This window comes from Streptococcus sp. ELY_90, assembly GCF_058314475.1.
The window spans coordinates 51,817-76,996 of record NZ_JBZFUJ010000010.1; the positions used below are offsets into that span (position 1 = coordinate 51,817).

The 25,180-nt window shown below is 43.0% G+C and carries 25 protein-coding genes; 4 read left to right on the forward strand and 21 right to left on the reverse strand.

The features are described 5' to 3' along the window. The first annotated feature begins 205 nt into the window (after positions 1 to 205). Positions 206 to 1,021: a formate/nitrite transporter family protein gene (locus tag AC4HAF_RS07305; RefSeq protein ID WP_491097240.1), complete on the forward strand. Its 816-nt coding sequence runs from the start codon at positions 206 to 208 to the stop codon at positions 1,019 to 1,021. Positions 1,022 to 1,207: 186 nt separating this feature from the next. Beyond that, on the forward strand, positions 1,208 to 2,071 hold the full coding sequence (locus AC4HAF_RS07310) for a mechanosensitive ion channel family protein (RefSeq protein WP_491097241.1): 864 nt from the start codon (positions 1,208 to 1,210) through the stop codon (positions 2,069 to 2,071). A gap of 47 nt (positions 2,072 to 2,118) precedes the next feature. Here the strand turns inward: AC4HAF_RS07310 and AC4HAF_RS07315 are convergent, their stop codons facing one another. The 14 genes from AC4HAF_RS07315 to AC4HAF_RS07380 all read right to left on the reverse strand — a co-directional run bounded on the left by AC4HAF_RS07315 (position 2,119) and on the right by AC4HAF_RS07380 (position 14,901). Then, positions 2,119 to 2,682 (reverse strand): TIGR01440 family protein, encoded by a 564-nt coding sequence (locus AC4HAF_RS07315; protein ID WP_491097242.1) that lies wholly within the window; start codon positions 2,680 to 2,682, stop codon positions 2,119 to 2,121. Between the two features lies 1 nt (position 2,683). Continuing rightward, positions 2,684 to 3,151 (reverse strand): ECF transporter S component, encoded by a 468-nt coding sequence (locus tag AC4HAF_RS07320; protein ID WP_491097243.1) that lies wholly within the window; start codon positions 3,149 to 3,151, stop codon positions 2,684 to 2,686. Next, positions 3,141 to 3,905: a bifunctional hydroxymethylpyrimidine kinase/phosphomethylpyrimidine kinase gene (locus AC4HAF_RS07325; protein ID WP_491097244.1), complete on the reverse strand. Its 765-nt coding sequence runs from the start codon at positions 3,903 to 3,905 to the stop codon at positions 3,141 to 3,143. Before AC4HAF_RS07325 ends, AC4HAF_RS07320 begins: the two co-directional genes overlap by 11 nt. Beyond that, the gene (truA, locus tag AC4HAF_RS07330) at positions 3,895 to 4,644 is read right to left on the reverse strand and encodes a tRNA pseudouridine(38-40) synthase TruA (RefSeq protein ID WP_491097245.1); all 750 of its coding nucleotides are present in this window, start codon (positions 4,642 to 4,644) and stop codon (positions 3,895 to 3,897) included. Before truA ends, AC4HAF_RS07325 begins: the two co-directional genes overlap by 11 nt. Before the next feature lie 252 nt (positions 4,645 to 4,896). Next, positions 4,897 to 6,030, reverse strand: coding sequence for a molecular chaperone DnaJ (gene dnaJ, locus AC4HAF_RS07335; protein WP_491097246.1), 1,134 nt, complete (start codon positions 6,028 to 6,030; stop codon positions 4,897 to 4,899). Positions 6,031 to 6,245: 215 nt separating this feature from the next. Beyond that, positions 6,246 to 6,689 carry a hypothetical protein gene (locus AC4HAF_RS07340; RefSeq protein ID WP_491092123.1) on the reverse strand — a complete coding sequence of 148 codons (444 nt, stop codon included), beginning with the start codon at positions 6,687 to 6,689 and terminating at the stop codon, positions 6,246 to 6,248. A gap of 5 nt (positions 6,690 to 6,694) precedes the next feature. Beyond that, on the reverse strand, positions 6,695 to 8,527 hold the full coding sequence (dnaK, locus tag AC4HAF_RS07345; protein ID WP_491097247.1) for a molecular chaperone DnaK: 1,833 nt from the start codon (positions 8,525 to 8,527) through the stop codon (positions 6,695 to 6,697). A gap of 621 nt (positions 8,528 to 9,148) precedes the next feature. Beyond that, positions 9,149 to 9,691, reverse strand: a complete 543-nt coding sequence (gene grpE, locus AC4HAF_RS07350) for a nucleotide exchange factor GrpE (protein WP_491092125.1) — start codon at positions 9,689 to 9,691, stop codon at positions 9,149 to 9,151. Positions 9,692 to 9,768: 77 nt separating this feature from the next. Next, positions 9,769 to 10,803 carry a heat-inducible transcriptional repressor HrcA gene (gene hrcA / locus AC4HAF_RS07355; protein ID WP_491097248.1) on the reverse strand — a complete coding sequence of 345 codons (1,035 nt, stop codon included), beginning with the start codon at positions 10,801 to 10,803 and terminating at the stop codon, positions 9,769 to 9,771. A gap of 366 nt (positions 10,804 to 11,169) precedes the next feature. Further along, the gene (locus AC4HAF_RS07360; RefSeq protein WP_491092127.1) at positions 11,170 to 11,757 is read right to left on the reverse strand and encodes a glycoside hydrolase family 73 protein; all 588 of its coding nucleotides are present in this window, start codon (positions 11,755 to 11,757) and stop codon (positions 11,170 to 11,172) included. A gap of 3 nt (positions 11,758 to 11,760) precedes the next feature. Then, entirely contained in the window at positions 11,761 to 12,513 is a 753-nt protein-coding gene (locus tag AC4HAF_RS07365) for a M15 family metallopeptidase (RefSeq protein WP_491092128.1), read from the reverse strand. After that, positions 12,497 to 13,207, reverse strand: a complete 711-nt coding sequence (locus tag AC4HAF_RS07370; RefSeq protein WP_491097249.1) for a histidine phosphatase family protein — start codon at positions 13,205 to 13,207, stop codon at positions 12,497 to 12,499. The genes AC4HAF_RS07365 and AC4HAF_RS07370 overlap by 17 nt, the downstream gene beginning before the upstream one ends. 72 nt (positions 13,208 to 13,279) lie before the next feature. Continuing rightward, the gene (locus AC4HAF_RS07375; RefSeq protein ID WP_491097250.1) at positions 13,280 to 14,617 is read right to left on the reverse strand and encodes a PFL family protein; all 1,338 of its coding nucleotides are present in this window, start codon (positions 14,615 to 14,617) and stop codon (positions 13,280 to 13,282) included. Between the two features lie 17 nt (positions 14,618 to 14,634). After that, positions 14,635 to 14,901: an ACT domain-containing protein gene (locus AC4HAF_RS07380; protein WP_491097251.1), complete on the reverse strand. Its 267-nt coding sequence runs from the start codon at positions 14,899 to 14,901 to the stop codon at positions 14,635 to 14,637. 243 nt (positions 14,902 to 15,144) lie between these two features. Between AC4HAF_RS07380 and AC4HAF_RS07385 the strand changes: the two genes are divergently transcribed. Further along, entirely contained in the window at positions 15,145 to 15,831 is a 687-nt protein-coding gene (locus tag AC4HAF_RS07385; RefSeq protein ID WP_491097252.1) for a helix-turn-helix domain-containing protein, read from the forward strand. A 248-nt stretch (positions 15,832 to 16,079) separates the two neighbouring features. Here the strand turns inward: AC4HAF_RS07385 and AC4HAF_RS07390 are convergent, their stop codons facing one another. From AC4HAF_RS07390 to AC4HAF_RS07420, 7 genes are all read right to left on the reverse strand, one after another. Continuing rightward, positions 16,080 to 16,730 carry a metal-dependent transcriptional regulator gene (locus tag AC4HAF_RS07390; protein ID WP_491097253.1) on the reverse strand — a complete coding sequence of 217 codons (651 nt, stop codon included), beginning with the start codon at positions 16,728 to 16,730 and terminating at the stop codon, positions 16,080 to 16,082. Between the two features lie 110 nt (positions 16,731 to 16,840). Next, on the reverse strand, positions 16,841 to 17,761 hold the full coding sequence (locus AC4HAF_RS07395; RefSeq protein ID WP_491097254.1) for a metal ABC transporter substrate-binding lipoprotein: 921 nt from the start codon (positions 17,759 to 17,761) through the stop codon (positions 16,841 to 16,843). Between the two features lie 22 nt (positions 17,762 to 17,783). Next, on the reverse strand, positions 17,784 to 18,632 hold the full coding sequence (locus tag AC4HAF_RS07400) for a metal ABC transporter permease subunit (protein ID WP_491097255.1): 849 nt from the start codon (positions 18,630 to 18,632) through the stop codon (positions 17,784 to 17,786). After that, positions 18,629 to 19,351: a metal ABC transporter ATP-binding protein gene (locus AC4HAF_RS07405; RefSeq protein ID WP_491097256.1), complete on the reverse strand. Its 723-nt coding sequence runs from the start codon at positions 19,349 to 19,351 to the stop codon at positions 18,629 to 18,631. The genes AC4HAF_RS07400 and AC4HAF_RS07405 overlap by 4 nt, the downstream gene beginning before the upstream one ends. 302 nt (positions 19,352 to 19,653) lie before the next feature. Beyond that, on the reverse strand, positions 19,654 to 20,649 hold the full coding sequence (gene mvk, locus AC4HAF_RS07410; RefSeq protein WP_491097257.1) for a mevalonate kinase: 996 nt from the start codon (positions 20,647 to 20,649) through the stop codon (positions 19,654 to 19,656). Positions 20,650 to 20,758: 109 nt separating this feature from the next. Next, positions 20,759 to 22,222: a glycoside hydrolase family 1 protein gene (locus AC4HAF_RS07415; RefSeq protein ID WP_491097258.1), complete on the reverse strand. Its 1,464-nt coding sequence runs from the start codon at positions 22,220 to 22,222 to the stop codon at positions 20,759 to 20,761. A gap of 10 nt (positions 22,223 to 22,232) precedes the next feature. Further along, positions 22,233 to 24,080, reverse strand: a complete 1,848-nt coding sequence (locus tag AC4HAF_RS07420; RefSeq protein WP_491097259.1) for a glucose PTS transporter subunit IIA — start codon at positions 24,078 to 24,080, stop codon at positions 22,233 to 22,235. Between the two features lie 158 nt (positions 24,081 to 24,238). Here AC4HAF_RS07420 and AC4HAF_RS07425 point away from each other — a divergent pair, with 158 nt between their 5' ends. Next, the gene (locus tag AC4HAF_RS07425) at positions 24,239 to 24,991 is read left to right on the forward strand and encodes a MurR/RpiR family transcriptional regulator (RefSeq protein ID WP_491092140.1); all 753 of its coding nucleotides are present in this window, start codon (positions 24,239 to 24,241) and stop codon (positions 24,989 to 24,991) included. The last annotated feature ends 189 nt before the right edge of the window (positions 24,992 to 25,180 follow it).

The window sequence follows — 25,180 nt, forward strand, 5'->3', positions numbered from 1 at the left end:
TTCCAGTTTATCACATTTATTGTCAATTTGGAAGTTTTTTCTTCCATTCAAAAGCGGCTAAATTTTGGAAAAAGCAACAGGGTCTGTTTTAAACTGAGAAAGCCCGCTGATTTTTCTGAAACCCTTTTCATTTCCCTGGAAAAAAGGTATAATTGTAAAGAAAAACAATAGAAGTTTTCAAAATAGTTTTTAGAAAGGTTTCCTTATGGTCCATACCACAACTGCTGCAGCCAGTCCTTTTCAGGAAAAAATAGCTGCCGCCTGCCGCAAAAAAGAAGCTCTTTTTGATGAAAGCCTCGGACGCTATGCCTTACGTTCCATGTTTGCAGGAGCCTATTTAACAATGAGTACTGCTGTCGGTGCCATCGCTGCCGACGTCATTTCCCAGTTTTCTCCTGCCTTTGGACGCTTTGCTTTTGCTTTTATTTTTAGTTTTGGCTTGGTTTATGTCCTGCTCTTTAACGGTGAGCTGGCAACATCAAATATGATGTATCTGTCTTCGGGAGCTTACTACAAGCAGATTTCCTTCAAAAAGGCTGCAGTCATTTTGCTAACCTGTACTTTTTTCAATCTGATCGGTGCCATTATTTTGGCCTGGCTTTTCAATCAGTCGTTCTCCTTTGATCAGCTGACAAACAAGAGTTTTTTAGTCAATGCCGTTCAAACTAAGCTAGCTAAATCGGATTGGCAAAACTTTTTCGAAGGTATTACAGCCAACATGTTCGTTAATATTGCTATTCTGGGCTACATGCTCCTCAAAGAAGAAAGCGCCAAAATCACAATCGCCCTTTCTGCCATTTTCATGTTTGTCTTCTTAGTCAATGAGCATTTGATCGCCAACTTTGCTTCTTTCATGCTGGCAGCTTTCAGCTCTGTTGAACATATTAAAGGGCTCGAACTGATCAATGTCCTGCGCCAGTGGATTGTCGTGTTCTTTGGCAACTGGATCGGCGGCGGTGTTTTCATCGGTTTAGCCTACGCTTGGCTCAATCAAACAAAAACCCCGCACAAGGAACAGTAAACCAAAATACGAAAGCGAAACAAAATCATTTTCTTTCAGCTGCTGATTTTGCTTCGCTTTTTATTTTTATCTTGTTTTCGTAAAGGAATGAAAACCGGAAAAGACCGCTGATTTGGGCATTGTAATTAGCTAAGACTTTTTTCTCATGCTCTTTTTAATTTTCTATTTTTTTGATACACTAAGACCATGAAATTTATAACTTCTTATCTGGATAATTTTGATTTTGAGAAGATCATATTTGCTTTTTCTTCTAAACTTTTGTCCATCATCCTCTTACTCTTAGTTTTTGCAATTGCCAAAAAGCTCATCAATTATCTTTTTAAAAAAGCTATTGCAAAATCCATCTCTCTGGCTAAATACAGTCAGGCGCGGCAAAAAACTTTGGCGAAACTCTTTCATAACCTGATGGATTACAGCTTGTATTTTCTGCTGATTTACTGGATGTTAGCGATTATCGGGCTGCCAGTTTCCAGTTTATTGGCCGGTGCAGGAATTGCAGGTGTTGCTATCGGGCTCGGAGCCCAAGGCTTTCTTTCTGATTTGGTCAATGGTTTTTTCATTTTGCTTGAGCGTCAGTTTGATGTCGGCGATTCTGTCAGACTGAATGCAGTAACCGGAAACATTGCCGGAACAGTGTCCAATGTTGGTATCCGAACTACACAAATTCGCGACTTTGACGGAACCCTGCATTTCATTCCCAACCGCAATATTTCCATTGTCAGCAATCTGTCACGCGGCGATATGCGTGCGCAGATCGATATTCCTATCTATGCTAATACCAATCTTGAAACAGTAACTTCCATTATCAAAAAAGTCAGCGAGGAAAATGTTCCCAATTATCCTGAAATTGTCGGCGTTCCCAATATCTTGGGTGCGACAGCTTCTGCAACTACAGGACAGATGGTCTTTCGGGTGGATATCTTTGTGCAAAACGGCAAACAAATCCAGATTTACTACATTTTTTACCGCCTTTATCAAGAAGCGCTTACCGCTGCCGGTATTGCTCTGCCTACAGCTAATATTATGCCTCAGACTCAAGCGCAAAAATAAAACAAAACAGCCCCTTTGTCAGAGCCAATCTGCTAAGGGGATGTTTTTTAAAATTTACGAATAGGATCGCTCTGATAGTTAGCACGCGCCCCGCCAATCAGCTTAGGACGGCTGGCCAGGGCAGTGACATGAGCTCCGCCCAATTCACGCAGGACAGGTCTCAAAGGAACCTGCACACGCTTAACATGCATACCGATAGCTGTGTCGCCGATATCAAGACCCGCATAGGCAGTAATTTCTTCAACTTCAACAGGGTCGTTCATGTATTTAAAAGCTGCCAGCTGAGCGCTCCCGCCGGCATGGAGTGTCGGCAGAACATTGACAATTTCCAAATCTTTTTTCTCAGCCAGTTCACGCTCAACCACCAAAGCACGATTCAAATGCTCACATCCCTGAACCGCCAAGTAAATCCCTCTGTCATCAAGATAAGATAAAATCGTTTTAACCACAGCCTCGCCAATCTCAAGACTGGAATTCTGCCCAATCACACCGCCAGAAACCTCACTGCTGGATAGGCCCAGCACAAAAATCTGACCTTTTTTAATTCCGCTGCGTTCAGCCAAATCAGCAATAATCGCCTGCGTCTTTGTTTCCAACTCTTGTAAATCCATCTTATCTCCTTTCTAAACCTTTAAAAGCTAAATAGATAAGGTAACCGATCAGCATGCCAAAAAAGTTTTGCAGCACATTGCTCCAGATACCTGCAAGTGACGCTCCCAGACCATAAAAAGGAATAGAAAACAAAAAGTAGAGTCCAACCATGGCCAAAGAAGCTAAAGCAAGACCTAAACTGCGTTTTTTACCCTTCCATCCGGCAAAATACCCCTCAAGCCCGTGTGCCAAAAGACTAAACACCATCCAATTGGGATAGCCGGCAGTCAAATCGAGCAAAAAGCCGGACATCCCCCCAACAGCCGCTGCTGTCTTACTGCCAAAGTAAAAGGCCGTAAAATAAATACCGACATCCAGAAAAGTTAAGAAGCCTGTCGGTGTCGGAATCTTTAAAAACAGCCCCAAAACAAGGCTCAGAGCGGTCAGGACTGCAATCAGACTTAAATGTCGTACCTTGTTATCTTTCATAATTCTGCTTTACTCCGAAATCATTTGAGTGCTCAATCGCATGATAGACAAACTCTTTAGCTTCTCTGACCGCATCTTGAACAGTCTTTCCAAGCACCAAATGGCTGGCAATGCTTGATGCAAAGGTGCAGCCTGCTCCTGTATTATTAGTTTCTAAGACAGGATAATCTAAGACTTGAAAGTTTTGCCCGTCATAAAAGACATCAAAAGCCCGATCTTTACTGAGACGGTTGCCGCCCTTCACAACCACATTTTGAGCCCCCAGACTGTGCAGTATCCCAGCTGCTTCTTTCATGTCCTCTAAACTTTTGATGGTTGTTTGGGTCAGGAGCTGTGCTTCTGCCAGATTGGGCGTCACAACAGTGGCATAGGGGAAAAACTGAATCAGTTCATCTCGCAGGGCACTGACTTCCAGATCATGATTTTCCTTGCAGACAAGAACCGGATCTAAAACCACAGGAACATTTGTTTGTTTTTTAATGAAATCCAGCGCTTTTTCAGCTATTGCCACATTGGGAAGAAGACCCAGTTTGATTGCCGAAAAACGAGCATCTGCCAAACTGTCTAACTGCTTGGCAAAAACGCCGCTGTCTACAGGAAACACTTCAAAGCCTTTCTCTGTCACAGCAGTAAGACAGGTCACTGCTACAAAGCCCTGCAGACCATTAACGGTATAGGTTGCCAGATCAGCATACAAACCGCCGCCGCTGAAAATATCATTGCCTGAAATGGCTAAAACAAACTTATTCCTCATAACTAATATCCTTTAAATACAGTCCGTTTGGGCCGGCTGTAGGACCCGCCAGATGCCGGTCTCCGGATTCTAAAATACGGTCAATCTGGTCAATGGGCATACGGCCATTGCCAATTTTTAATAAGGTTCCGACCATATTGCGAACCTGCTTATACAAAAACCCATTTCCCGTAAAAGTGAAAATCAAAAATTGTTTCTGCTCATCAAAAACAACATCTGCACGGCTGATGGTTCTTACTTTGTTGTCAACACTCGTTCCGGAAGCCGTAAATCCTGTAAAATCATGCGTTCCACGCAATTTTTTTATCGCTCGCTCAATAGCAGCAACTTCAACAGCATAGGGAAAATGCGTTGCATAATGGCGCATGAGGGGATTTTTAGGACGTCCCAGGTCAACCAGAAACTCGTAGGTTTTACTGTGTTTGCAATATCTTGCATGAAAATTTTCAGAAACACTATCAACCTTGATGACATCAACATCATCCGGTGTCTGCGTATCCAAACCAAACCGCAGTCTTTCTAAATCACGTTTTTCATCCAAATCAAAGTGAATCACCTGACCGTAAGCATGAACGCCGGCATCTGTCCGGCCTGCGCCGTGAATTTTAACAGCCTTACCGGAATTTAATCGACAAAGAGTTTTCTCAATTTCTTCCTGAACAGTTCTGGCATTTTTCTGCCTCTGAAAGCCGGAAAAAGCTGTTCCATCATAAGAAATAATCGCTTTATAACGTACCATAGCTGCATTATAGCATGCTGAAAGCTGAGAGACAAGATAAAGAGCTATTATCTGTATGGGGACAGTTTAAAGCTCATGGAAATCGGGACAAGTCGCAGCCAGCTGCGCCAGCCATATAGAAAAAAACTGATCTGGGCTGCTGTCTTAAAACGATTAAAATTGAAAAAGACCAAAGGATTTCCTGAACTGTCCTAACCGTTAGATTTTTGTCCAACTTTTGGGCAGTTTTGAATTCCCTTGGTCTTTTATTTCTTACATATCATCAAAAGCATCTTTTACCTTGTTAAAAAAGCCTTTTTTCTTAGGGTGAACCGGATCAATTCCGCTGGCCTTGGCAAAAGCCTGCAGGGCTTCTTTTTGAGCATCGTTTAATTTTGTCGGAGTAACGACATTAACGGTCACGTGCTGGTCGCCCTGTCCATTGCCGCGCAAGCGCGGTGCTCCTTTGCCTTTGAGGCGGAAGGTCTTGCCTGTCTGTGTTCCGGCAGGAATACTCAGCTCAACATCCCCGTGAACAGTCGGTACCTCAATGGTATCTCCGAGAGCTGCCTGAACAAAGTTAATGTTCAGACTGTAGTAAATGGTTGAGCCGTCACGCTCAAATTTATCGCTCTTCATCACATTGATAATGACAAAGAGGTCTCCGTAAGGACCGCCGTTAAAACCGGCTTCGCCTTGGCCTGCCAGACGGATTTGCTGACCGGTTTCTACACCGGCAGGGATTTTGACAGAAACCTTATGGCTTTGTTTTTCATGACCCGTTCCATGACAAGTCTGACAAGGTTCCTTGATTTCCTTACCAGTCCCGTGACAGACATCACAAGTCACTTGGCGGCGCATCATGCCAAGCGGCGTCTGAGTATCCATATTGATAACGCCTGAGCCATGACACTTAGAACAGGTAACAGGACTGGTGCCCGGTTTAGCTCCTGATCCGTTACATGTTCCGCAAGTCGCTTCGCGGTTATAATGAACTTCTTTTTCCGTTCCAAAAACAGCGTCTTCAAACTGAAGATTAACACGATACTGGAGATCATCACCCTGACGGGGGGCATTAGGATTTCTGGACGCTCCGCCGCCGAAGAAACTTGAAAAAATATCCTCGAAACCGCCAAATCCTGAGCTGTCAAAACCGCCAAAACCACCATTGCCGCCGAAGCCTCCGCCAGCTCCCGCCGGACCGTATTGGTCGTAGGCAGCACGCTTTTGCTCATCGCCTAAGGTTTCATAGGCTTCTTGAATCTCTTTATACTTTTCCTCAGCCCCAGGATCCTTATTGATGTCGGGATGGTATTTTTTGGACATCTTGCGATAGGCTTTTTTAATTTCGTCCTGAGAGGCGTTCTTTGACACCCCCAGACGATCATAATATTCTGTATTATTCATATAAGATACAAAGGGCGTTAAAGGGACACCGCCAAAATAGGAATTTTGACGACGGACGTCTTACGTCCTAGAAAAAATTATCTTTTTGGCACAGTCCCTAGCCCGTGTTCAGTTGCGAACACTTCTTCCTTTCTGTAATTTTAGAAGGTTATTTTGCTGTCACTTTTATCTAAAAACAGAGACTGACTGGGGTCCAATCTCTGAGTTTAGTTTTTTTATTTAATCTCAAAATACTCAAGAAACAAGAAAGCTTTTTTTATATTAATATTATCAAGATTTTTTCTTTTTTTCTTATATTGAATTAAAAGTAACAACGAAGCCAATACAATTACTGACGCAATTACAAATTGTATCACTGCTATTCCCACCTCATTTATTTTTAAATTAGAGGTCATCGCCGTAGTAATATAAGTAATTACTGCTGGTAATAGTATACCTAGAACAAGATTAACAGCAATATTATTATTATTTTCCGAATATTGCCTCTCTGCAAAAATATTTATTTTATAGGCAAGTAATTTTTCTTCATCATTTTCTGACTTAAATTGATTTTTCAGTTGATTTTGCAATTCCTCATAGTCCTCAACCGCAAGAGCAACAAATTTATCGTATTGTTCTTTTGAATCATTGGTATAAAAAAGATTAATTTGTGAACTCATGATTTTTATTTTTCCGTAAACTCACCATCTACGACATCATCATCGCCTTTATCTGATGATCCAGCATCAGCTGCACCTTCTTGACCTGCCTGTGCTTGCTGTGCTGCAGCCGCTTGTTCGTAAAGTTTCATGGCTAAAGCTTGTGCTTTTTCATTGAGGGCTTCAAGTTTAGCTTTCATATCTTCCGTGTTATCTGATTCTTGAGCCTTCTTCAAGTCATCAAGAGCAGCCTGAGCAGCATCGCGTTCGCTGTCAAAACCTTTGCCCTCGGTTTCTTTGATGGTTTTTTCAGTTGTAAAGATTGCTTGGTCAACTTCGTTCTTAAGGTCAACTTCTTCCTTACGTTTTGCATCTGCTTCCGCATTTGCTTCTGCATCTTTCATCATGCGGTCAATTTCTTCTTCGCTGAGTCCGTCATTAGACTTGATAACGATTGTTTGTTCTTTTTGCGTACCAAGGTCTTTAGCCTTAACTGAAACAATACCGTTTTTATCAATATCAAATGTTACTTCAATTTGTGGGATACCGCGAGGAGCTGCAGGAATATCTGTCAATTGGAAACGGCCCAGTGTCTTGTTGTCTGCAGCCATCGGACGTTCACCTTGAAGAACATGGATATCAACAGCAGGCTGGTTGTCAGCAGCGGTTGAGAAGACTTGTGATTTAGAAGTTGGGATAGTTGTGTTGCGGTCAATCAGTTTAGTGAAGACACCGCCCATGGTTTCAATACCCAGTGACAATGGGGTAACATCAAGAAGGACAACGTCTTTGACATCACCGGTGATAACACCGCCTTGGATAGCAGCACCCATAGCAACGACTTCATCAGGGTTTACTGATTTATTTGGTTCTTTGCCGGTTTCAGCTTTAACCGCTTCAACAACAGCAGGAATACGCGTTGAACCACCGACTAAGATAACTTCATCAATTTCTGACAATGACAGACCAGCATCAGAAAGCGCTTGGCGAACTGGTGTTTTTGTACGTTCTACAAGATCGCGAGTCAAATCATCAAATTTCGCACGGGAAAGACTTGTTTCCAAGTGAAGCGGTCCGGCTTCTCCGGCAGTAATGAAAGGCAGGCTGATTTGAGTTGATGTGACACCTGAAAGGTCTTTCTTAGCTTTTTCAGCCGCATCTTTCAAACGCTGCAGAGCCATTTTATCTGTTGATAAGTCAATACCGTTTTCTTTCTTGAATTCTTCTACCAGCCAGTCAATAACTTTTTGGTCAAAGTTATCACCGCCGAGTTTGTTGTCACCCGCAGTTGCCAGCACATCGAAGACACCGTCACCCAATTCAAGGATGGAAACATCGAAGGTACCGCCGCCAAGGTCAAAGACTAAGATTTTTTCATCCTTATCTTGTTTGTCAAGACCGTAAGCAAGCGCAGCTGCAGTTGGTTCGTTGACAATACGTTCTACTTCAAGACCGGCAATTTTACCAGCATCTTTTGTAGCCTGACGCTGTGCATCGTTGAAGTAGGCAGGAACTGTGATAACAGCTTTTTCTACTTTTTCACCAAGATAATCTTCAGCATAGCCTTTCAAATATTGCAGAATCATCGCTGAAATTTCTTGCGGAGTGTATTCTTTGCCGTTGGCTGAAACTTTTTCAGACGTTCCCATTTTAGATTTGATGGAAAGAATGGTTTCCGGATTGGTTACCGCCTGACGTTTGGCAGCGTCACCGACAACGATTTCACCATTTTTGAATGAAACAACAGAAGGTGTTGTACGGTTGCCTTCCGGGTTTGCAATAATTTTACTTTCAGTTCCTTCAAGAACTGCGACAGCTGAGTTAGTTGTACCTAAGTCAATACCAATAATTTTAGACATAGTTAAGATACCAAGAACGTTGAAATAGTCCGGCGGACTGTTTCAATCAGGAGATGGAGAAAACAGTGCTTTCTTCTTCTAGTGACTGATAATAACGTTCAATTCCTTTCTTTTTTCCTCTTAATATTTTTTTCGTTTTGATATTTTTCTTAGGTGGCGGGGACGCCAGCAAACCTTTGGTTTCATGGCTAAATTTTGAGCCAGAAGTCTCAAAATTTCCCTGTCAGATAACAAGTATTGTTATCTGACTTTCGCCACGGCAAAAAATATCGTTTTTGAGCAAGCCTATGGCTTGCTTCTTTATATATTATTCATAGTTTACCGTCATTTCGGACAAGGTTATTTTTTTATTTATTAATTCGCTGTTGCTATTAAACCGTTACGACGTGAGTTAGCAAAATCGATGTTATTTTGCTAACGAACTAGTAAGTAGTCTAGGCAATCCGCCATAGCGGCTGCCATTTGATGATGAACTGCTTTAACAGCCGACATCATTGGCTAGTTACGACGCGAGATAGCAAAATCGATATTATTTTGCTAACGAGCTAGTAAGTAGTCTAGGCAATCCGCCATAGCGGTTGCCGTATAATGATGAGGCATTTTAATGCCCATCATTATTGACTAGTTATATACCACCACCATTGCTGGGCGGAGCAGGCGCTCGTGCAATTTGTAGCCTTTTTGAAGAACTTGTGCAATGCTGTCTGCCGGATGATCTTCATCTGCATCAAGCGTCTGCACTGCCATATGAAGATTAGGGTCAAAGTTTTCCAGTTCAACTTCTTCAACACCCTCTTCTTTAAGCGCTTGAACAAGACTTTCCTGAACCATTTCGAGTCCTTTTTTGACATCATCTGTCAGGCCTTCTACAGCCAAGGCTCTCTCCAGATTATCCAGACTCGGCAAGATTTTCTTCGCTAAATCCTGCGAGCGGTACTTCTGTAAGCTTTGGCGCTCTTCATTGGCACGGCGCTGAACATTTTGCATTTCAGCATGAGCACGCAGGTATTTATTTTCAAAATCTTCTGCTCGCTCAAGAGCTTCCTGCAGTTCTTTGTTTTCAGGAGTTTCTTCAGCTGCTTCCTCTACAGTTTCCGTTTCTTCCTGCTCTTTGGCAGCCTGCGCTTCTTCCTTGATTTCTTCTTTAGTCTCTTTTTCCGACAAGGTAGCACCTCTTTTCTTTGTGTTTTTATGAAACAAATTTCTTCTTAAACCGGTAAGGGTCTGAAAATCTTATCAGCTCAGTGAACTTCATAGTGATTGCTGTTGAGATAGCGGTAAAAATCACCAAGCTTAATCGCCAAGATGCGGCTGATAATCGTAAGCAGACTAACCGTTCGCCGATAATCCAAGTCTACCGGACCAATCACCGTCAAAATGCCAAATCCTCTGTAAGGGATAAGAAATTTCTGACTGATGACCGTAAGCTCTGATAAACTCTTTTCACGGCTTTCAGCAATCTGAACACGATAGGCTTCATCTTCTGGGATACTCTCGCGAATCGCCATAGCAGCAGACTGCGGATTATCCAAAAATTGGTAGGTATCAAGCCCTGCAAATTCCAGTGTTTTAATCTTGCCGGCAATGAAAACCTTCTCTTGAAAGATTTGCTTGAAAATATGATCAAATAAATCCAAAACATTATCTGTCCGCGGAAAATACTTTTGAATAATCTGCGGCAGTTCTGTTCGCAAACGGTAATGAATATCCAGCACCGTTTGATTCAAGAGACGTTCCCGAACAATTCTCACAACAGTGAGCAAGTCACTGTCCAAAAAGTTTTTGGGAATGGCAAACTGAACGGTTATGGGGCTGGCCTCATCTAACGTTAACACCGCCAAAGCGTCGTGACTGCTAAGCTTAACAATATCAAAGGCAGTCAAACACTGCCTCTTTGGCTCCACATCCATAATCAATGATGTATAGCCTGTCAGCTCCGCCAAAACATCGCTGGCTTTTTGCAAAAGGTCATCTAAGCGAAAGACCTCAAAGTCAAAAGCCTTGATAACTTGGTAGGCATCCTGTTCATCCAGATTATCCGGATTTAAAGAATGTTCTACAAAGTAGCGAAAACCTTCTTGGCTGGGCAGACGCCCGCTGGAGGTATGTGCTTTTTCCAAGAGCCCCAGTTTTTCCAAAGCGGCCATATCATTTCTGATCGTTGCACTGCTTGAAGCAATTGAATCTTGGAGCGTTTTAGAACCAATGGGCTCATGCGTCTTAGTAAAAATCTCAACAATCAAATTGAGAATATCTTTTTGACGTTGGGTAATCATCTAAGCTGACCTCCAATCTCTGCTCAATAAAATTAGCACTCTAAGCAACCGACTGCTAACTTCATGATTCCATTATACTCCATTCACAATTTCTGTCAAGGAAAAAACATCATTTTTTAGCACTCTTTTTCTACGAGTGCTAAAACACTGCCCAGGAGCTGATTTGTTTTTGGGGCAGGCCAAAAATCAAGCAAAGACCCCGCATCTTATTGCCCAAGCGCCTCCCTTTTATTCTTGATCAGCAGCCGCCGTCCTTTAAGGAGTCTTTCCCTAGGGATTGAACTTAAGTATTTATTAGCGATGAGCGCAGTAAAAAACCGGGCTGTCCGTATACGTGCTGCCCACACATTCGGACGACTCCCGGTTTTATCGGTCGTAATCTGTTAGGTTGTTTTCTTCTATTATAGTAATCAATTCATCAGCATAGTTGGGATCGCTGTTGAACCCTGCAGCCTGCAGAGCTCTGGCAACCGTTTTGTAACCGCTGGAAGTCGTCATTGTTGTATAGAGGGCCTTATCCCATATCTTGTCCTGACGCAGGAGTGCCAGATAATCATACAAAGAATCTTCCCAAGACTTATAAACCAGATAGCGGTTGGTCACCTGATGCCAACGGCCGTTTTTGTACTCACGGCTTTTCAGGCGGACACCTCTTTGACCGGCTCCGGCTTTAATGCTGAAAAGGTTGTGATACTTACTGGCCAGCAAAGTCCGGCCGAAATTGCTGTCCAAAGCTGCCTGACCGATAATGACCGAGCTTCTCACTCCATAGGTTTTAGACAATTTCTGAGCTGTCGGAGCAATTTCTCTGATAAATTCTCTATGGCTATAAGCACTGGCAGTCTCCTTTTGAGCACTCGCCAATCCTCCGCTGCCTAAAATCGGCAGGAAAACAGCCAGAAAAAGAAACGACATCACTGCCACAAAAAACTTAAATTTGAGTCTTGCTCTCACCGCCTATTTCTCCTTTAACTTTTCTAAATATTCTTCTAAGGTCAGCTTATGCTTGGCCATGTATTTAGCAGACTTCACACCGACATAGCGATAATGCCAGTCTTCATAGCCAATGCCTGTCGCACTCTTTTTGTCCTTAGGAAAGCGCAGGACAAACCCATATTCAGGCGCAAGTTGGGCAACCTTGGCAACAACATCTGGGTCACTTTCATTCAGGCTGTCAACGGTACTCATATCAACTGCCAAGCCTGTTTGATGCTCACTGGCTCCCGGCGGCTGCGAATAGGTCTGAACCTCTTTTTCGGCCTCTTCCTGACTCAGAGCAGAATTATTTGCTTGTTCCTGAGCCACATAATTGTTATAAAGCTCTTCTTGATAGGCAACACTGCGGTAGCCTGATATCAGGTGTTCCCCGGCGTCAACTTTTTGAGCAGCTGCCAGAAAGCCGCGGGTTTTTTCTGCAATACGAGAATCCACTGAAACACCGTTAATATCTGCTAAATCCGGATTCATTTCAGCTGTTATATGGTCTCGGTTAACCAAAACCAGCTCCCAGTCATCCGGCGAAACATCTGGCAAATCTGCTGCTTGACGGCTCGAGGGGCTTTTTTGAGCAGTCTGCTCTGTTTTATGCTTTGCTGCCTCTTGGTGAGGCTTTTGCTGGTCTTTATGCAAGAAAAGATAAATCCCGAAAACAAAAAGCACAATAATTCCGATTTGCAATAAAACAGTCAGTAAATTAAATTTCTTTCTCATTAGCTTTTTTTAAAATTTCTCTTCCTTGGTGACGATAAGCCATGTCTGCAATGGTTTCAATTGAAAATTTTTGATTCTCATAAGAAACAACTGTCACACTGCCATTATCAATAGCCGTTTTTTCTTGCTCATGATCAACCAGCCACACGAAAGTTCCGATAGTCAAACCGTGGCTGACAACAATAGCATTGCCGCCGCCTGATTTTTCAATAGACTGAGCAATGGCTTCAAAACCGCCGTAAATACGATTTTCAATAACATCCCAAGGTTCGGCCCAGTTGGCTGTATCTACTTCGACAAGACTGGCTGCCAGCTCAGGATAAGTGACCTCTGCAAAAGTCTTTCCCGTATTAAAAGCAGCTGTCCGCGGCAGGACTCCCTGAAACAAATCCCCGTCATAGCCGCCGTCAAGACTGCCGAAGCACCACTCCCGGATGCGTTTATCACGTGTATAAGGCAGATTTTCATTGCCCATCTCGCGAAGAATAATTTCCATAGTCTGCATGGTTCTGCCGCTGTCACTGGAGAAAGCAGCCTTAAAAGGGATCTTAGCTTCTCTCAGACCGATGCCCAGTTCTCGTATGCCTTCTTCACCAAATGTTGTCAGAGGGGTGTCACTCCAACCTTGGGCACGTCCAATTGTATTAAACATTGTTTTCCCATGTCTAGCTATATAGAGTTTTGTCTTTGCCATTTTTACCCTCCTAATCTAGCCTATATTATATCATTAAATGAAAACACTTGCAAAAAACTTGCAAGTGCTCTCTTAATTTTTAAAACTGTGTATCGGCGCAGGAATCTGCCCGCCTCTAGCAATAAAATCGGCTGATGAATTTTTATTAACTGACATGACCGGAGCAGCACCCAGCAGGCCGCCGAATTCAATCATGTCCCCCTCTTTGCCTTTAGGGATAATGCGGACGGCTGTTGTTTTTTGATTGATAACACCAATCGCTGCTTCGTCGGCAATCATAGCGGCAATCGTTGTATCCGGAGTATCGGCTGGAATGGCAATCATATCCAGGCCGACCGAACAAATCGCTGTCATCGCTTCTAATTTTTCAAGATTGAGCGAACCGTTTTGCACTGCGGCAATCATGCCTTCGTCTTCCGAAACCGGAATAAAAGCTCCCGACAGACCGCCAACTTGATTACAGGCCATGACACCGCCCTTTTTAACTTGGTCATTGAGAAGAGCCAGCGCTGCCGTTGTTCCGTGAGTTCCGACCGTCTCCAGTCCCATTTCTTCCAGAACACGGGCAACCGAATCACCGACCGCCGGAGTCGGAGCCAGCGACAGATCAACAATGCCAAATTTGACACCGAGGCGCTCACTGGCCAATGTTCCCACTAACTGTCCGATACGGGTAATTTTAAAGGCAGTCTTTTTAACCGTTTCAGCGACAACGTCAAAACTTTGACCGCGGACTTTCTCCAGAGCACGCTTAACAACTCCGGGACCCGACACCCCGACATTAATGACAACATCAGCTTCACCCACACCGTGAAAGGCACCTGCCATAAAAGGATTGTCTTCAACAGCATTAGCAAAGACAACTAACTTAGCCGGCCCCATTTCAGAAGCTGCAGACGTTTCTTTGATAATCCGCCCCATATCACCAACCGCAGTCATATTGATTCCGGATTTGGTTGAGCCGATATTGACAGAAGAGCAGACAAAATCAGTTTCCGCCAAGGCCCGCGGGATGGAGTTGATGAGAATTTCATCGCCTTTTTGATACCCCTTTTGGACCAAGGCTGAAAAGCCGCCGATAAAGTTCACGCCAATATCTTTAGCTGCACGGTCAAGCGCCTTTGCCAAAGGAACATAATCATCAGCATCTGTCGCTGCCCCGATGATGGAAATCGGTGTCACAGAAATACGTTTATTAACGATGGGAATCCCCAGTTCTGCCGAGATGTCATCGCCAACTTCGACCAGTTTGCCGGCTTTAGCTACAATTTTATGATAAATCTTTTCAGCCGCCTTGTTGATATCCGAATCAATACAGTCGAGCAGCGAAATTCCCATCGTAATAGTACGGACGTCAAAATTCTGCTCCTCAATCATAGCGATTGTTTCAGTAACCTGTTTAATATCCATTACTTCAAGCTCCCGTCTTATAAGTTATGCATGGCATCAAAAATAGCCGAGCTTTGAATATTGATCTTAACATTCAAGGTGTCACCCAGCTCTTCAAATTCACGTCTAAGCTGAGCAAAATCTTTTTTCTCATCAGCAGAAACAACTGTCATCATGGTAAAATAACCCTCTAAAACCGTCTGGGTAATGTCATCAATATTAAGCCCCAGCTCAGCAATCTTCGTTGCTACGCCTGCTACAATGCCGGTTGTGTCTTTCCCAACTACTGTAATAATTGCTTTCATAAAAGCCTCCAAAGTATGATATTTTATTTATTTTAGCATAAAAAAGATGGAAATTCTATATTAAAAAGCGTATAAATGTTCGGTTTTTCCTCTATTTTATCTTTATAAATCTAAAAAAGTTTGTATTGCCTGTTAAATTTCTAAACATTGACCGTGAAAAAGAATTATCCTAGCTTTTGCTTGCCTTTTAAGATCAAAGGTGATAAACTGTAATTAGTTTATAAACTAACGGGGAGAGAGCTTATGTTTTCAGGCAAAAGATTGAGAAAAAGAAGAGAAGAACTTGGGCTTTCACAAGCACAGATGGCTGAACAGCTGGAAATTTCCCGGCCGTCTTATTTTAATTGGGAAGCAGATAAAACTCGCCCCAATCAAAAGAATTTAGCCAAACTGGCTCAGCTGCTGAGGGTTGAACCAACTTATTTTTCAGCCCAATATGATATCGTCCGGATTTACAGCCAGCTAAAGGCGGACAATCAGGAAAAAACACTGAACTACTCACAAGATTTACTGAAGCAGCAAAACAAGGCGGTGAAAACAATGGAAAACAGGCTTTACAGCTACAAGGTTTACGAGAAACTATCTGCAGGTACCGGCTACTCTTATTTTGGAGACGGCAATTTTGATACGGTCTTTTACGATGAGGAAATCGACCATGATTTTGCGGCTTGGATTTTCGGAGATTCGATGGAACCTATTTTTCTTAATGGTGAGGTGGCTCTTGTCAAGCAGACAGGATTCGACTATGATGGTGCCATTTATGCCGTAGATTGGAATGGTCAAACCTATATCAAAAAAGTCTATCGCGAGGAAAAGGGTCTGCGCTTGGTCTCTCTCAATAAAAAATACGCCGATAAATTTGCTCCTTACGAGGACAATCCGCGCATCATCGGACTGATTGTCGGCAACTTTATGCCTCTTGAAGCTTAAAATTGCCATCAAAAAGCGTTAGGGCATCTGCAATCTTTATTTGCAAACAGCCCTGCCGCAAAAACAAGCCCAAGAACTACCACTCTTTGTTTTTATCACGTCGAACAGATGCTGTTTAAAATCAGCAAGAAAAAGCAACAGTTTTTGTTTTAAAATCAAAAAACGGGGCAAAACCGATAATCTTAAAAAGAATCGGTTCTGCCTCGTTTTTTAGTTATTTGGACACTCTAACAGCTGTAAAAATCAGCCTACGCTTTCTTTTCAACGTAAATCTGGGCAGCAACAGCTGATGTAATCTGCAGCTGTCTGCCATCTTTTTCAATTGTATAGGCACCGGCAAAGTCATCATACTCTAAGAGCGTCAATTCATCACCAATCTTTAAAGCGTGCTGCTCCATATATTTCAGCAGCTGAAAATTATCCTGAACACGTTTTAAGATGTAAGATCCTTTCTTAGCTGTTCCCTTTAGGGTTGTATGGTATTTCTCAACCAGAGGTTCTCCCTGCTGCGGGATAGTGCCTCCATGCGGGCAGACCTTGGGATAATTAAGTAGCTTATCCAAACGTTCGATGAAAATATCAGAGACCGTATGTTCCAGTACCTCAGCTTCTTCATGAATTTCATCTGCTGTATAGCCCAGATGATTCATCAAGAAAACCTCAATTAAGCGATGTTTGCGGTAGAGGGCCGATGTCAAAGCCATCCCCTCTTTGGTCAGATGATAGCCTGCTTGTTTATCTTTAAGAATCAGACCTTCCTGCAGAAGCTTTTTGACCATTTCTGAAACTGCCGGAGCAGAGACTGACATCTTAGCTGCAATCTGTTTATTGCTGATTTTTTCCCCGTGCTCGCCGAGCTCATAGATAATTTTAAGATAGTCTTCTTTGTTAGGTGTCATAGTTTATCCTCTTCTTTGTCAAACTCATTATATCAAAATGTTAACAAAAAGTGGATAAAAGTTTTCAGTCTAAGCCCTTGCTTTAGCACGGACGCCCGCAGTGACTAAGTCTACTGAGACAGGCCGGCAGTGATTTTATCTAAATTCCATTTCATCATGGCATAGTAGCTGTCTCCCGCCTGTCCTTTTTTAGCAATGGAGTCTGTAAAGATCTTAGCCGCAATCGGAAGGCCTGTGTCCTTAGCGACAGCTTTCATCGGACGTGCATCAACACTGCTTTCCACAAAAAGTGCCGGAACTTGTTTTTCCCGCAAAATCTCAACCAAATTTTTGATTTGATCCGGTGTTCCTTCTTCTTCCGTATTGATCTCCCAAATATAGGCCGATGGGATATCATAAGCTTGCGAAAAATACTTAAAGCAGCCTTCACTGGTGACAATCATTTTCTTTTCAGCCGGAATGCTGTCCATTTTTTCTTTTGCTTGCTGATGGAGTCTTTCCAGCTTCGCCCGATAGACATTGAAATTTTTCTCATAGTAGGCTTTATGTTTAGGATCTTTTTCCGAAAGATGTTTCATAATATTACGGGCATAGATAATGCCGTTTTGCAGATTAAGCCAGGCATGAGGATCTTCCTTGCCTTTTCCTTTGTCTCCATTAAGGTAGATAACTTTTACACCGTCACTGACTGCAAAATAATCTTTGCCAGGTTTTTTACCCGCATTTTTAACGAGCTTGGGAAACCAAGCCTGACCGCCATTTTCAAGATTAATGCCGTTGTAAAAAATCACATCGGCCCGTGATGTTTTTTTGACATCCTCTGCCAGGGGTTCGTATTCGTGCGGGTCACGGCCAACAGGAACAATACTGTGCAAAGCAATCTTATTGCTGCCAATGTTTTCAGCCATGTCCGCAATAATGGAGTTTGCAGCGACCACATTCAGTTTTTTATCCCTTGTCTGTTGCTCAGAACAGGCAGGTAAAACCACCAAAGGCAAGCAGACAAGCAGCAGCAAGACGAACTTTTTCATATCAATCCTCCTTCATGTGTTTTCAAATGGGGCTCTTCTCATTTTTCCTCTGTAAAAACTTCTGCTTAGGCGCAAAGATAAAGGAAATTAAGAACATCAATGCTGAGGTCAAAACAATACTTGATCCGGCAGCGACATTAAAACTATACCCGATAAACAGGCCTAAGACTGATGACAGAGCCCCTAAAGCTGATGATAAAAAGATCATAGACTTCAGACTGTTGGCATAGAGATAGGCTGTTGCTGCAGGGGTAATGAGCAAGGCAACAATCAAGACAGTTCCCACACTTTGCATGGCTGTCACTGATACTAAAGTCAGCAGAACCATCAGCAGGTAATGATAATAAGTGACGGGTACCCCCATGGATTTAGCCAAAGTAGGGTCAAAAGAGGTCAGCAAAAGCGGTCTGAAAAATAAGGCCAGCACCAGAAGAACAAGCAATGAAATCCCTAAGGTAATCCATTTATCTGTGTCCTCTACAGCTAGGATATTGCCAAACAAAATGTGAAACAAATCGGTCGAACTGTTAGCAAAGCCAATCAAAATAACGCCCAAAGCCAAAAAAGAACTAAAAGTAATTCCGATAGCCATATCCCCTTTTATAATACTGTTTTCTCGGATAAATGTAATAAGCAGGGAAGCGAAAAGGCCAAAAACAATGGCTCCGATAAAAAAATTGATCCCCAAAATATAAGACAGGGCTACTCCCGGCAAAACAGCGTGAGAAATGGCATCTCCCATAAGGGACATTCCGCGAAGGATAATAAAACAGCCGATTGCCCCTGCGACAATACCAATAACCACTGCCGTCAGCAAGGCATTTTGCAAAAAATGGAACTGCTCTAGGCCTGTTAAAAATTCTAAAATCATCTAAACACCCCGGTCACTAATATTGAAGAACCGTAGGTTCTGCTTAAATTTTCCTGTGTAAAAACATCCTTGGCAGGACCAAAGGCAATCACTTTTCGATTTAAAAGCAGGACCTGATCAAAATAAGTTTCAGCCTTACTCAGGTCATGATGAATAACTAAAATCGTCTTTCCCTTTGCTCTAAGCGCCTGTAAGACCTGCATAATCATCTCCTCACTGACAGTATCGATGCCTGCAAAAGGCTCATCCAAGAAAATATAATCTGCCTCTTGAACCAAGCAGCGGGCAATAAGCATGCGCTGAAACTGACCGCCCGAAAGCTGACTGATAGGGCGTTCTGCATAATCCTCCAGATTAACTTGAGCAAGTGCTTCCTGAACACGAAGCCAGTCTTGTTTTTTCAGCCTCGAAAAGAAGCCAAGCCCGGAAAACAAGCCTAGAGCAACACACTCTTTTACCCGAATTGGAAAATTCGGATCAACAGCAGCTTTTTGTTCCACATATGATACCCTCTCCAACATCTGACTCAGCCGTTTCCCGTCAATAAAACTCTCCCCTTGATGAGCCACCATTCCTAGAATGCCTTTAAACAGGGTTGATTTTCCGGCACCATTAGGCCCGATAATCCCTGTAATAGCAGAAGGTGCAAATTCCAAAGAAATATTATCCAAAACAAGCTGACTGTGATAAGCAACACTCAAATTTTTTATTTCCAGCATCTCAGGCTCCTTTCTATAAATAATATAGCTTAATATAAAAATTAAGTCAAGTTAATTTTTATATTAAACAAACTTTCTTTGCGCTAGAATTGCAGAGTACTAATCTGCAGAAAATAAAAACCAAGACTGCAAAATGATTAGATAAATCACTTTTACTGTCTTGGTTTTTGACAAATCATATAAAATTAAATTGCGAATCGTTGAACGTCCTGTGCCGGTATTAAGGTTTCTTTTTTTAAAACTTTAACGGACAGCCTTATACAAAGACTGACCGGCAGCTAAGCTCATTAATCCTTATTAGCTTACCGGCTCGGCACGCTGCCCAGGTACTGGCACCAAGTCTTTCTCGCGCCATTTTCTAAAAGACTGACGGCGATTTTTTCTGCGCTTTCCTTAGTCGCTGCCAAAGCAATCAGACAGCCGCCGCGGCCGCCGCCGGTTAATTTGGCGCCTAAAGCACCTGCCTGCCTTGCCACCTGACTCAAACGATCAAGCTTGGGATTAGACACTGTCAACGACGCTAAAAGCTGCTGCGCCTCGTTCATAACCTCACCTAATTCCCGAATCTGATTATTAAGAAGGGCTTCTTTTGCCAATCTGGACAGCTCACCCAATTCTCTGATAGACAGCTCAGCATCCAGCCGGCTTTTCCCCTCATGCAAGAGCTCCTTAACGGCTTGAATGGCTTTTAAGGTCTGTCCTGTCTGCCCGGTATCAGCAACAACCAAATAGGCATCCAGGTCAATTGTCAGCTGCTCAATCGGCTGATCCTTGACAAAAAAGACTGGAGCTCTGCCGCTGGTTGTGACTGTATCAATTCCGGAAGGATTCCCATGCGCAATTTTCTCTGAGGACTGAACAATCTCCCACAATTCCTTGTCGCTTAAGTCCTTGCCATAAAAATCAAAGAGACTTCTGGCAATAGCAACAGCGACCGCTGCGCTGGAGCCCATACCGCGTTCAGCAGGAATGGTAGAGCGGATATCTATGTGCACAGGCGGATCTTGCGGCGCCCCGATTCGGTAAAGCGAAAAGCGAATGGCATGCTTGAGACTTTCGAGAATTTCAGGCATTTTATGCACCAGACCGTCATAAAAATCACAAGTGACTGTCAAAGCTTCGCCTTCTCCTTTTACTTCTGCCACTGTTTCCACTGCAGAAAAGGGCAGGGCAATCGCCGGCTCTCCGTAAACAACTGCATGTTCTCCCATTAGAATAATTTTCCCGGATGCTTTTCCTAAAGCAACCTTCTTTTCAATGATAATATTTCTTTTTTCTTTTAATTGAGGACTAGTCATACTTTTTATTATATCACTTTTCTTAAGGCTCCTCGGCTTAAAAACTATTTTTTCTTCAGGTTGATATCCTGTCTGATTTTGGCGCGGAAAAGAGAGAATCTTTTAAAATCTAAAGAGCACCGCCATTAGTGGCAATAATTTTTTTCATCCACGCATAAGATTTTTTAGGACTGCGCTTAAGGCTTCCTCGGCCTTTATCATCCATATCTACATAGATAAAACCGTAACGTTTCTTCATTTCACCCGTTGAAAGAGAAACAAGGTCAATAGGTCCCCACATCGTATAGCCCAGACAAAGAACACCGTCAATATTCACCGCATCTGCCATGGCACGCAAATGATCTCGCAGATACTCAATCCGATAATCATCTTCCACATAGCCCTTTTCATCTGCCTGATCAACAGCCCCCATTCCATTTTCAACAATGAAGAGTGGCTTTTGAATACGGTCATAAATTTCATTCATGACATGACGAAGACCTAAAGGATCAACGGCCCAGCCCCAAGGGGTCTCCTCTAAATAGGGATTGGATGAGCCCCCGACATTGAACCAATCATCGCCTGCCTGAGTTGTATTGGAGCGGTAATAACTAAATGAAATAAAATCCAGCTGTCCTTCCTGTAAGATTTCTTCATCTCCTTTGGCCATCTGAATGGCTTTAACGCCGTGTCTCCGCCAAATATCCTTAGCATAGGAAGGATAGTAGCCCCTGCCCATAGTATCGATGAAATACCAGTTTTCACGCCGTTCCTGCAAGCGCTGAAAGACATCTTCAGGCTTACAGGTAGCAGCGTAGAGTTCACTCATGGCATACATAGCTCCGAATTGGCTGTTCGGCATCATTTCATGCCCCAGTTTAACAGCTTTAGCACTGGCTACAAACATATGGTGTGCTGCCCGATAACGATCCTGACCAGTTGAATTTCTGGTACCGCAAGGACCAAAGCCTCGCACAGCATTTATTTCATTAAAGGTCAGCCAATAGCGGCAACGATCGCCGTAACGATCAAAAAGGACACGGCAGTACTTGACATAAGCATCAATCAAGTACCGGGAAGACCAACCGTCATATTTCAGAGCCAGCTGCATGGGCATCTCATCATGACAAATCGTAATCAAAGGTTCCATGTGATATTTGGCCATTTCATCAATGACCTTGTCGTAAAACTGCAAGCCTTCCTCATTTGGTAACTCTTCTTCACCCGTTGGAAAAATACGGCTCCAGCAGATTGAAAAGCGAAAGACGTTAAAGCCCATACCAGCCATTAAAGCAATGTCTTCTTTGTAATGGTGATAAAAATCTACGGCTTTATGGCTGGGATAATATTCCCCATCTAAGAAAATAGGTTTAGCTTCCGGAGGTACCGGATCAGCATAGAAGAAAGAACTTCTGGGCCTGATAATAGAGCCATCCGGCATTTCCATCGTATGATGACGGGGATGCTCCGGGGAGCCATCGGTTTCATAATCGTGAGACAAAAGACCGCGCCCCCCTTCACCAAAGCCCCCTTCAAACTGAAAATCGGCAGTAGCTCCACCCCATAAAAATCCTTCTGGTAATTGATAAGTCATAAATCTTCTCCTACAGCACTGTTCCTGATTTTACTTTTCCTTCATGTTTGAGGGAAATACTCTTGCCCTTGTTATCAGTAATAACCGTCATTGTAGTTGTGTCATAGCCTTTTTGCGCCAAAGCCTCACGGTCAATTTTAACAACCGGCTGCCCGGCTCTGACCAAATCTCCTTGCCCAGCGAGAACATCAAATCCTTGACCTTTTAATTCAACCGTATTGATTCCGATATGCACAAGAATTTCCACACCGTCTGTTCGTGTCAGCCCAAAAGCATGACCGGTTGGAAAAACTGTTGTCAGCTTTCCGTTTGCAGGAGCTACAATAAAGTCGCTTTCCGGATTTATAGCTACACCGTCTCCCATCATTTTTGATGAAAAAACTTCATCAGCAACATTTTCAAGCGACAAAAGCTGACCGTCAGCAACAGCTACAATAGCGTCATCTGCTACCTGAACCTTTACAGGTTCAGTCACTTTTTCCGATTCTTGGCTGTCAACACCTAAAACAAAGGCAACAACTGCCGCAACAGCAATGGACACCAGAATACCGACTGCAGCAGCCACAGCTGTCTCCTTAAAAATCGGCAGAGACAGAATATTCGAATAACCCATAACATAAGCCCTGACACCAAGAAGACCAGCCACAAGACTGCCGGCAAAACCTCCGGCCATAACAGCATACATCGGTTTTTTATATTTCAAATTGACTCCGTAAATGGCCGGTTCGGTAACACCGGCAACAATGCAGCCGATAGCAATGGACAAATATTCACTGCGTTTCATTTTATCTTTGGTTCGCGCTGTCACTCCCAAAACTGCACCGCCTTCTGCCATATTATGCATCAAAAAGGCCGGCCGAAGCATTGCATCATAACCCGGATCAGAAATCAGCTGAGGCATAAAAGGTGTGATGGCCGTATGCATACCGGCCATGACCATCCATGGAAGCGCCGCTGCCAACAAGCCGACCGCCAAAGCGCCGACAGTTCCATCCAGCCACATAAAGAGAGCAGCAATTCCCCGGCCTATATAATTGCCCAGAGGGCCTAAAATGAGAAAACCTAAACTGCCGGCAATAAAGATTGTCCCCATACCGACAAAGACAGCCTTAAAAATATTAGGAATAACTTTATTCAGCAGTTTTTCTGCATAGTAAGCTACAATAGCAATCAAAAGAGCAGGAAGCAGGGTTGTTCCATAAGAAAGCAGATTTACCGGCAGACCAAACAGCGTAATAGGCTTTGCTGCTGTCACCAAAACAGTAAAATTCCCATGCAGCAAAGATGCCGCTGCGGCCATGGCATAAATTTGAGTACCTCCAAGCTTAGTCGCTGCCCCGTAGGCTACAAAAATAGGCATAAAATAAAAGGGAGCATCCGCTATAGCAGAAAGCAGCTGATAGCTGGGAGTTTTCTCATAAGCTGCGCTAATAAAAGTAACCACCAATAGGAGCGCTACTTTCAGCATACCTCCGGCAATCAGACCCGGAATCATCGGCGTTACTGCACTGGAAACGAATCCAATTAACTTATTTAAAACATTTCCCCACGTCAAAGGTTCCTTTTCTTTCAAGTCTCCATCTAAATTTTCGTCAACCACTCCCCCAGTCTTAACATCAAAATCACGAAGAATTGCCTCATAGACAGGGATAAGGTTTTCTCCCAAAATGACCATGTACTGACCGCCAGCATAAACCACCCCTATAACACCGTCCAGCCCTTCCAGAGCTTTCTTATCGGCTTTCATGCTGTCTTTGAGGTTAAATCTCAGGCGCGTCATGCAATGCGACAGTAGTTCAATATTAGCTGCACCGCCTACGTTTAAAACAATATCTTGAGCCAGTTTGTTATAATCCATAGCTTCCCCCTTTTGATAAAATTATCAAAAAAAATTGTTATTTTTTACAGAAATTATACGACCTTTTGAAAACGGTGTCAATATTTTTTGGCAATTTTTTTGATTCATTTTGACAATTTTGTCTCTTTTAATTACAATAATATATTAGGTAGAAAGCTATGAATTTTTTAGAAAACATTGAACATCATAAAACAGATTATTCAAAGACCGAGTGGAAAGTCTATCAGTACGTCACTAAAAACATCGAGACCTTAGAAACCTTTACCATTACTAAAATTGCTGAGCTGTCCCACACGTCAACTTCGGCTGTTCTGAGGTTCTGTCAAACTCTGGGCTATAAAGGTTTTAAAGACTTCCGCTACGCAGCTATTGATTATCTCCACCATTATTACAAGCGCAGCTCTGTTGATATTTTGGATCAGATGACTGATAATTACACGAGCCTTATCAACCAGATACGCAATCTCAACCGTGATGATATTCAGCAGCTGACTCAGGCTATTTTGACCCCAAAGAATCTCCATATCTTTGGCATCTATTTGTCCTCTCTGCCAGCTAAATACCTGTATATGGGGCTGCAAAGCATCGGCATTGCCAGCCATTTTGCAGGTGATTTAAACAGCGGCTCCCACCTGACAAACATCATCAGCGAAGAAGATACACTGATCATGTTTTCTATGACAGGCAGTATTTCCAACTATAAAAGAGTCCTGTCGGCACTGCAGAACAATATGCCAAAAAATTCCTACTTAATCACGTTAAACGAAAAGGCTACATCTGCAAAATATTTTGGCCATACCATTGTTCTTCCCGGAAGCGTGTTCAGCCGGCAGTCTATTGTAGATGTTCAGTCTGTCTCCATTATTTTTGTGGAAATACTTCTCAACTTGATTCATGAAAAGCTGGGCTAACTTTTTCTGGCTAAACTTTTATTTATCGGGGATATAAAAAACAGCTGCCGCAATGCGGCAGCTGTCAGACTGAAGACAAACTTCTTTTTGGAGGTTTGTCTTTTTTTAAAATTCTCCAGAAAGTATGTCCTGAGGTGACAATAACTAAGGCATTTACTTGAATTTGACCAAAATAAAAAGGCCTTCCTG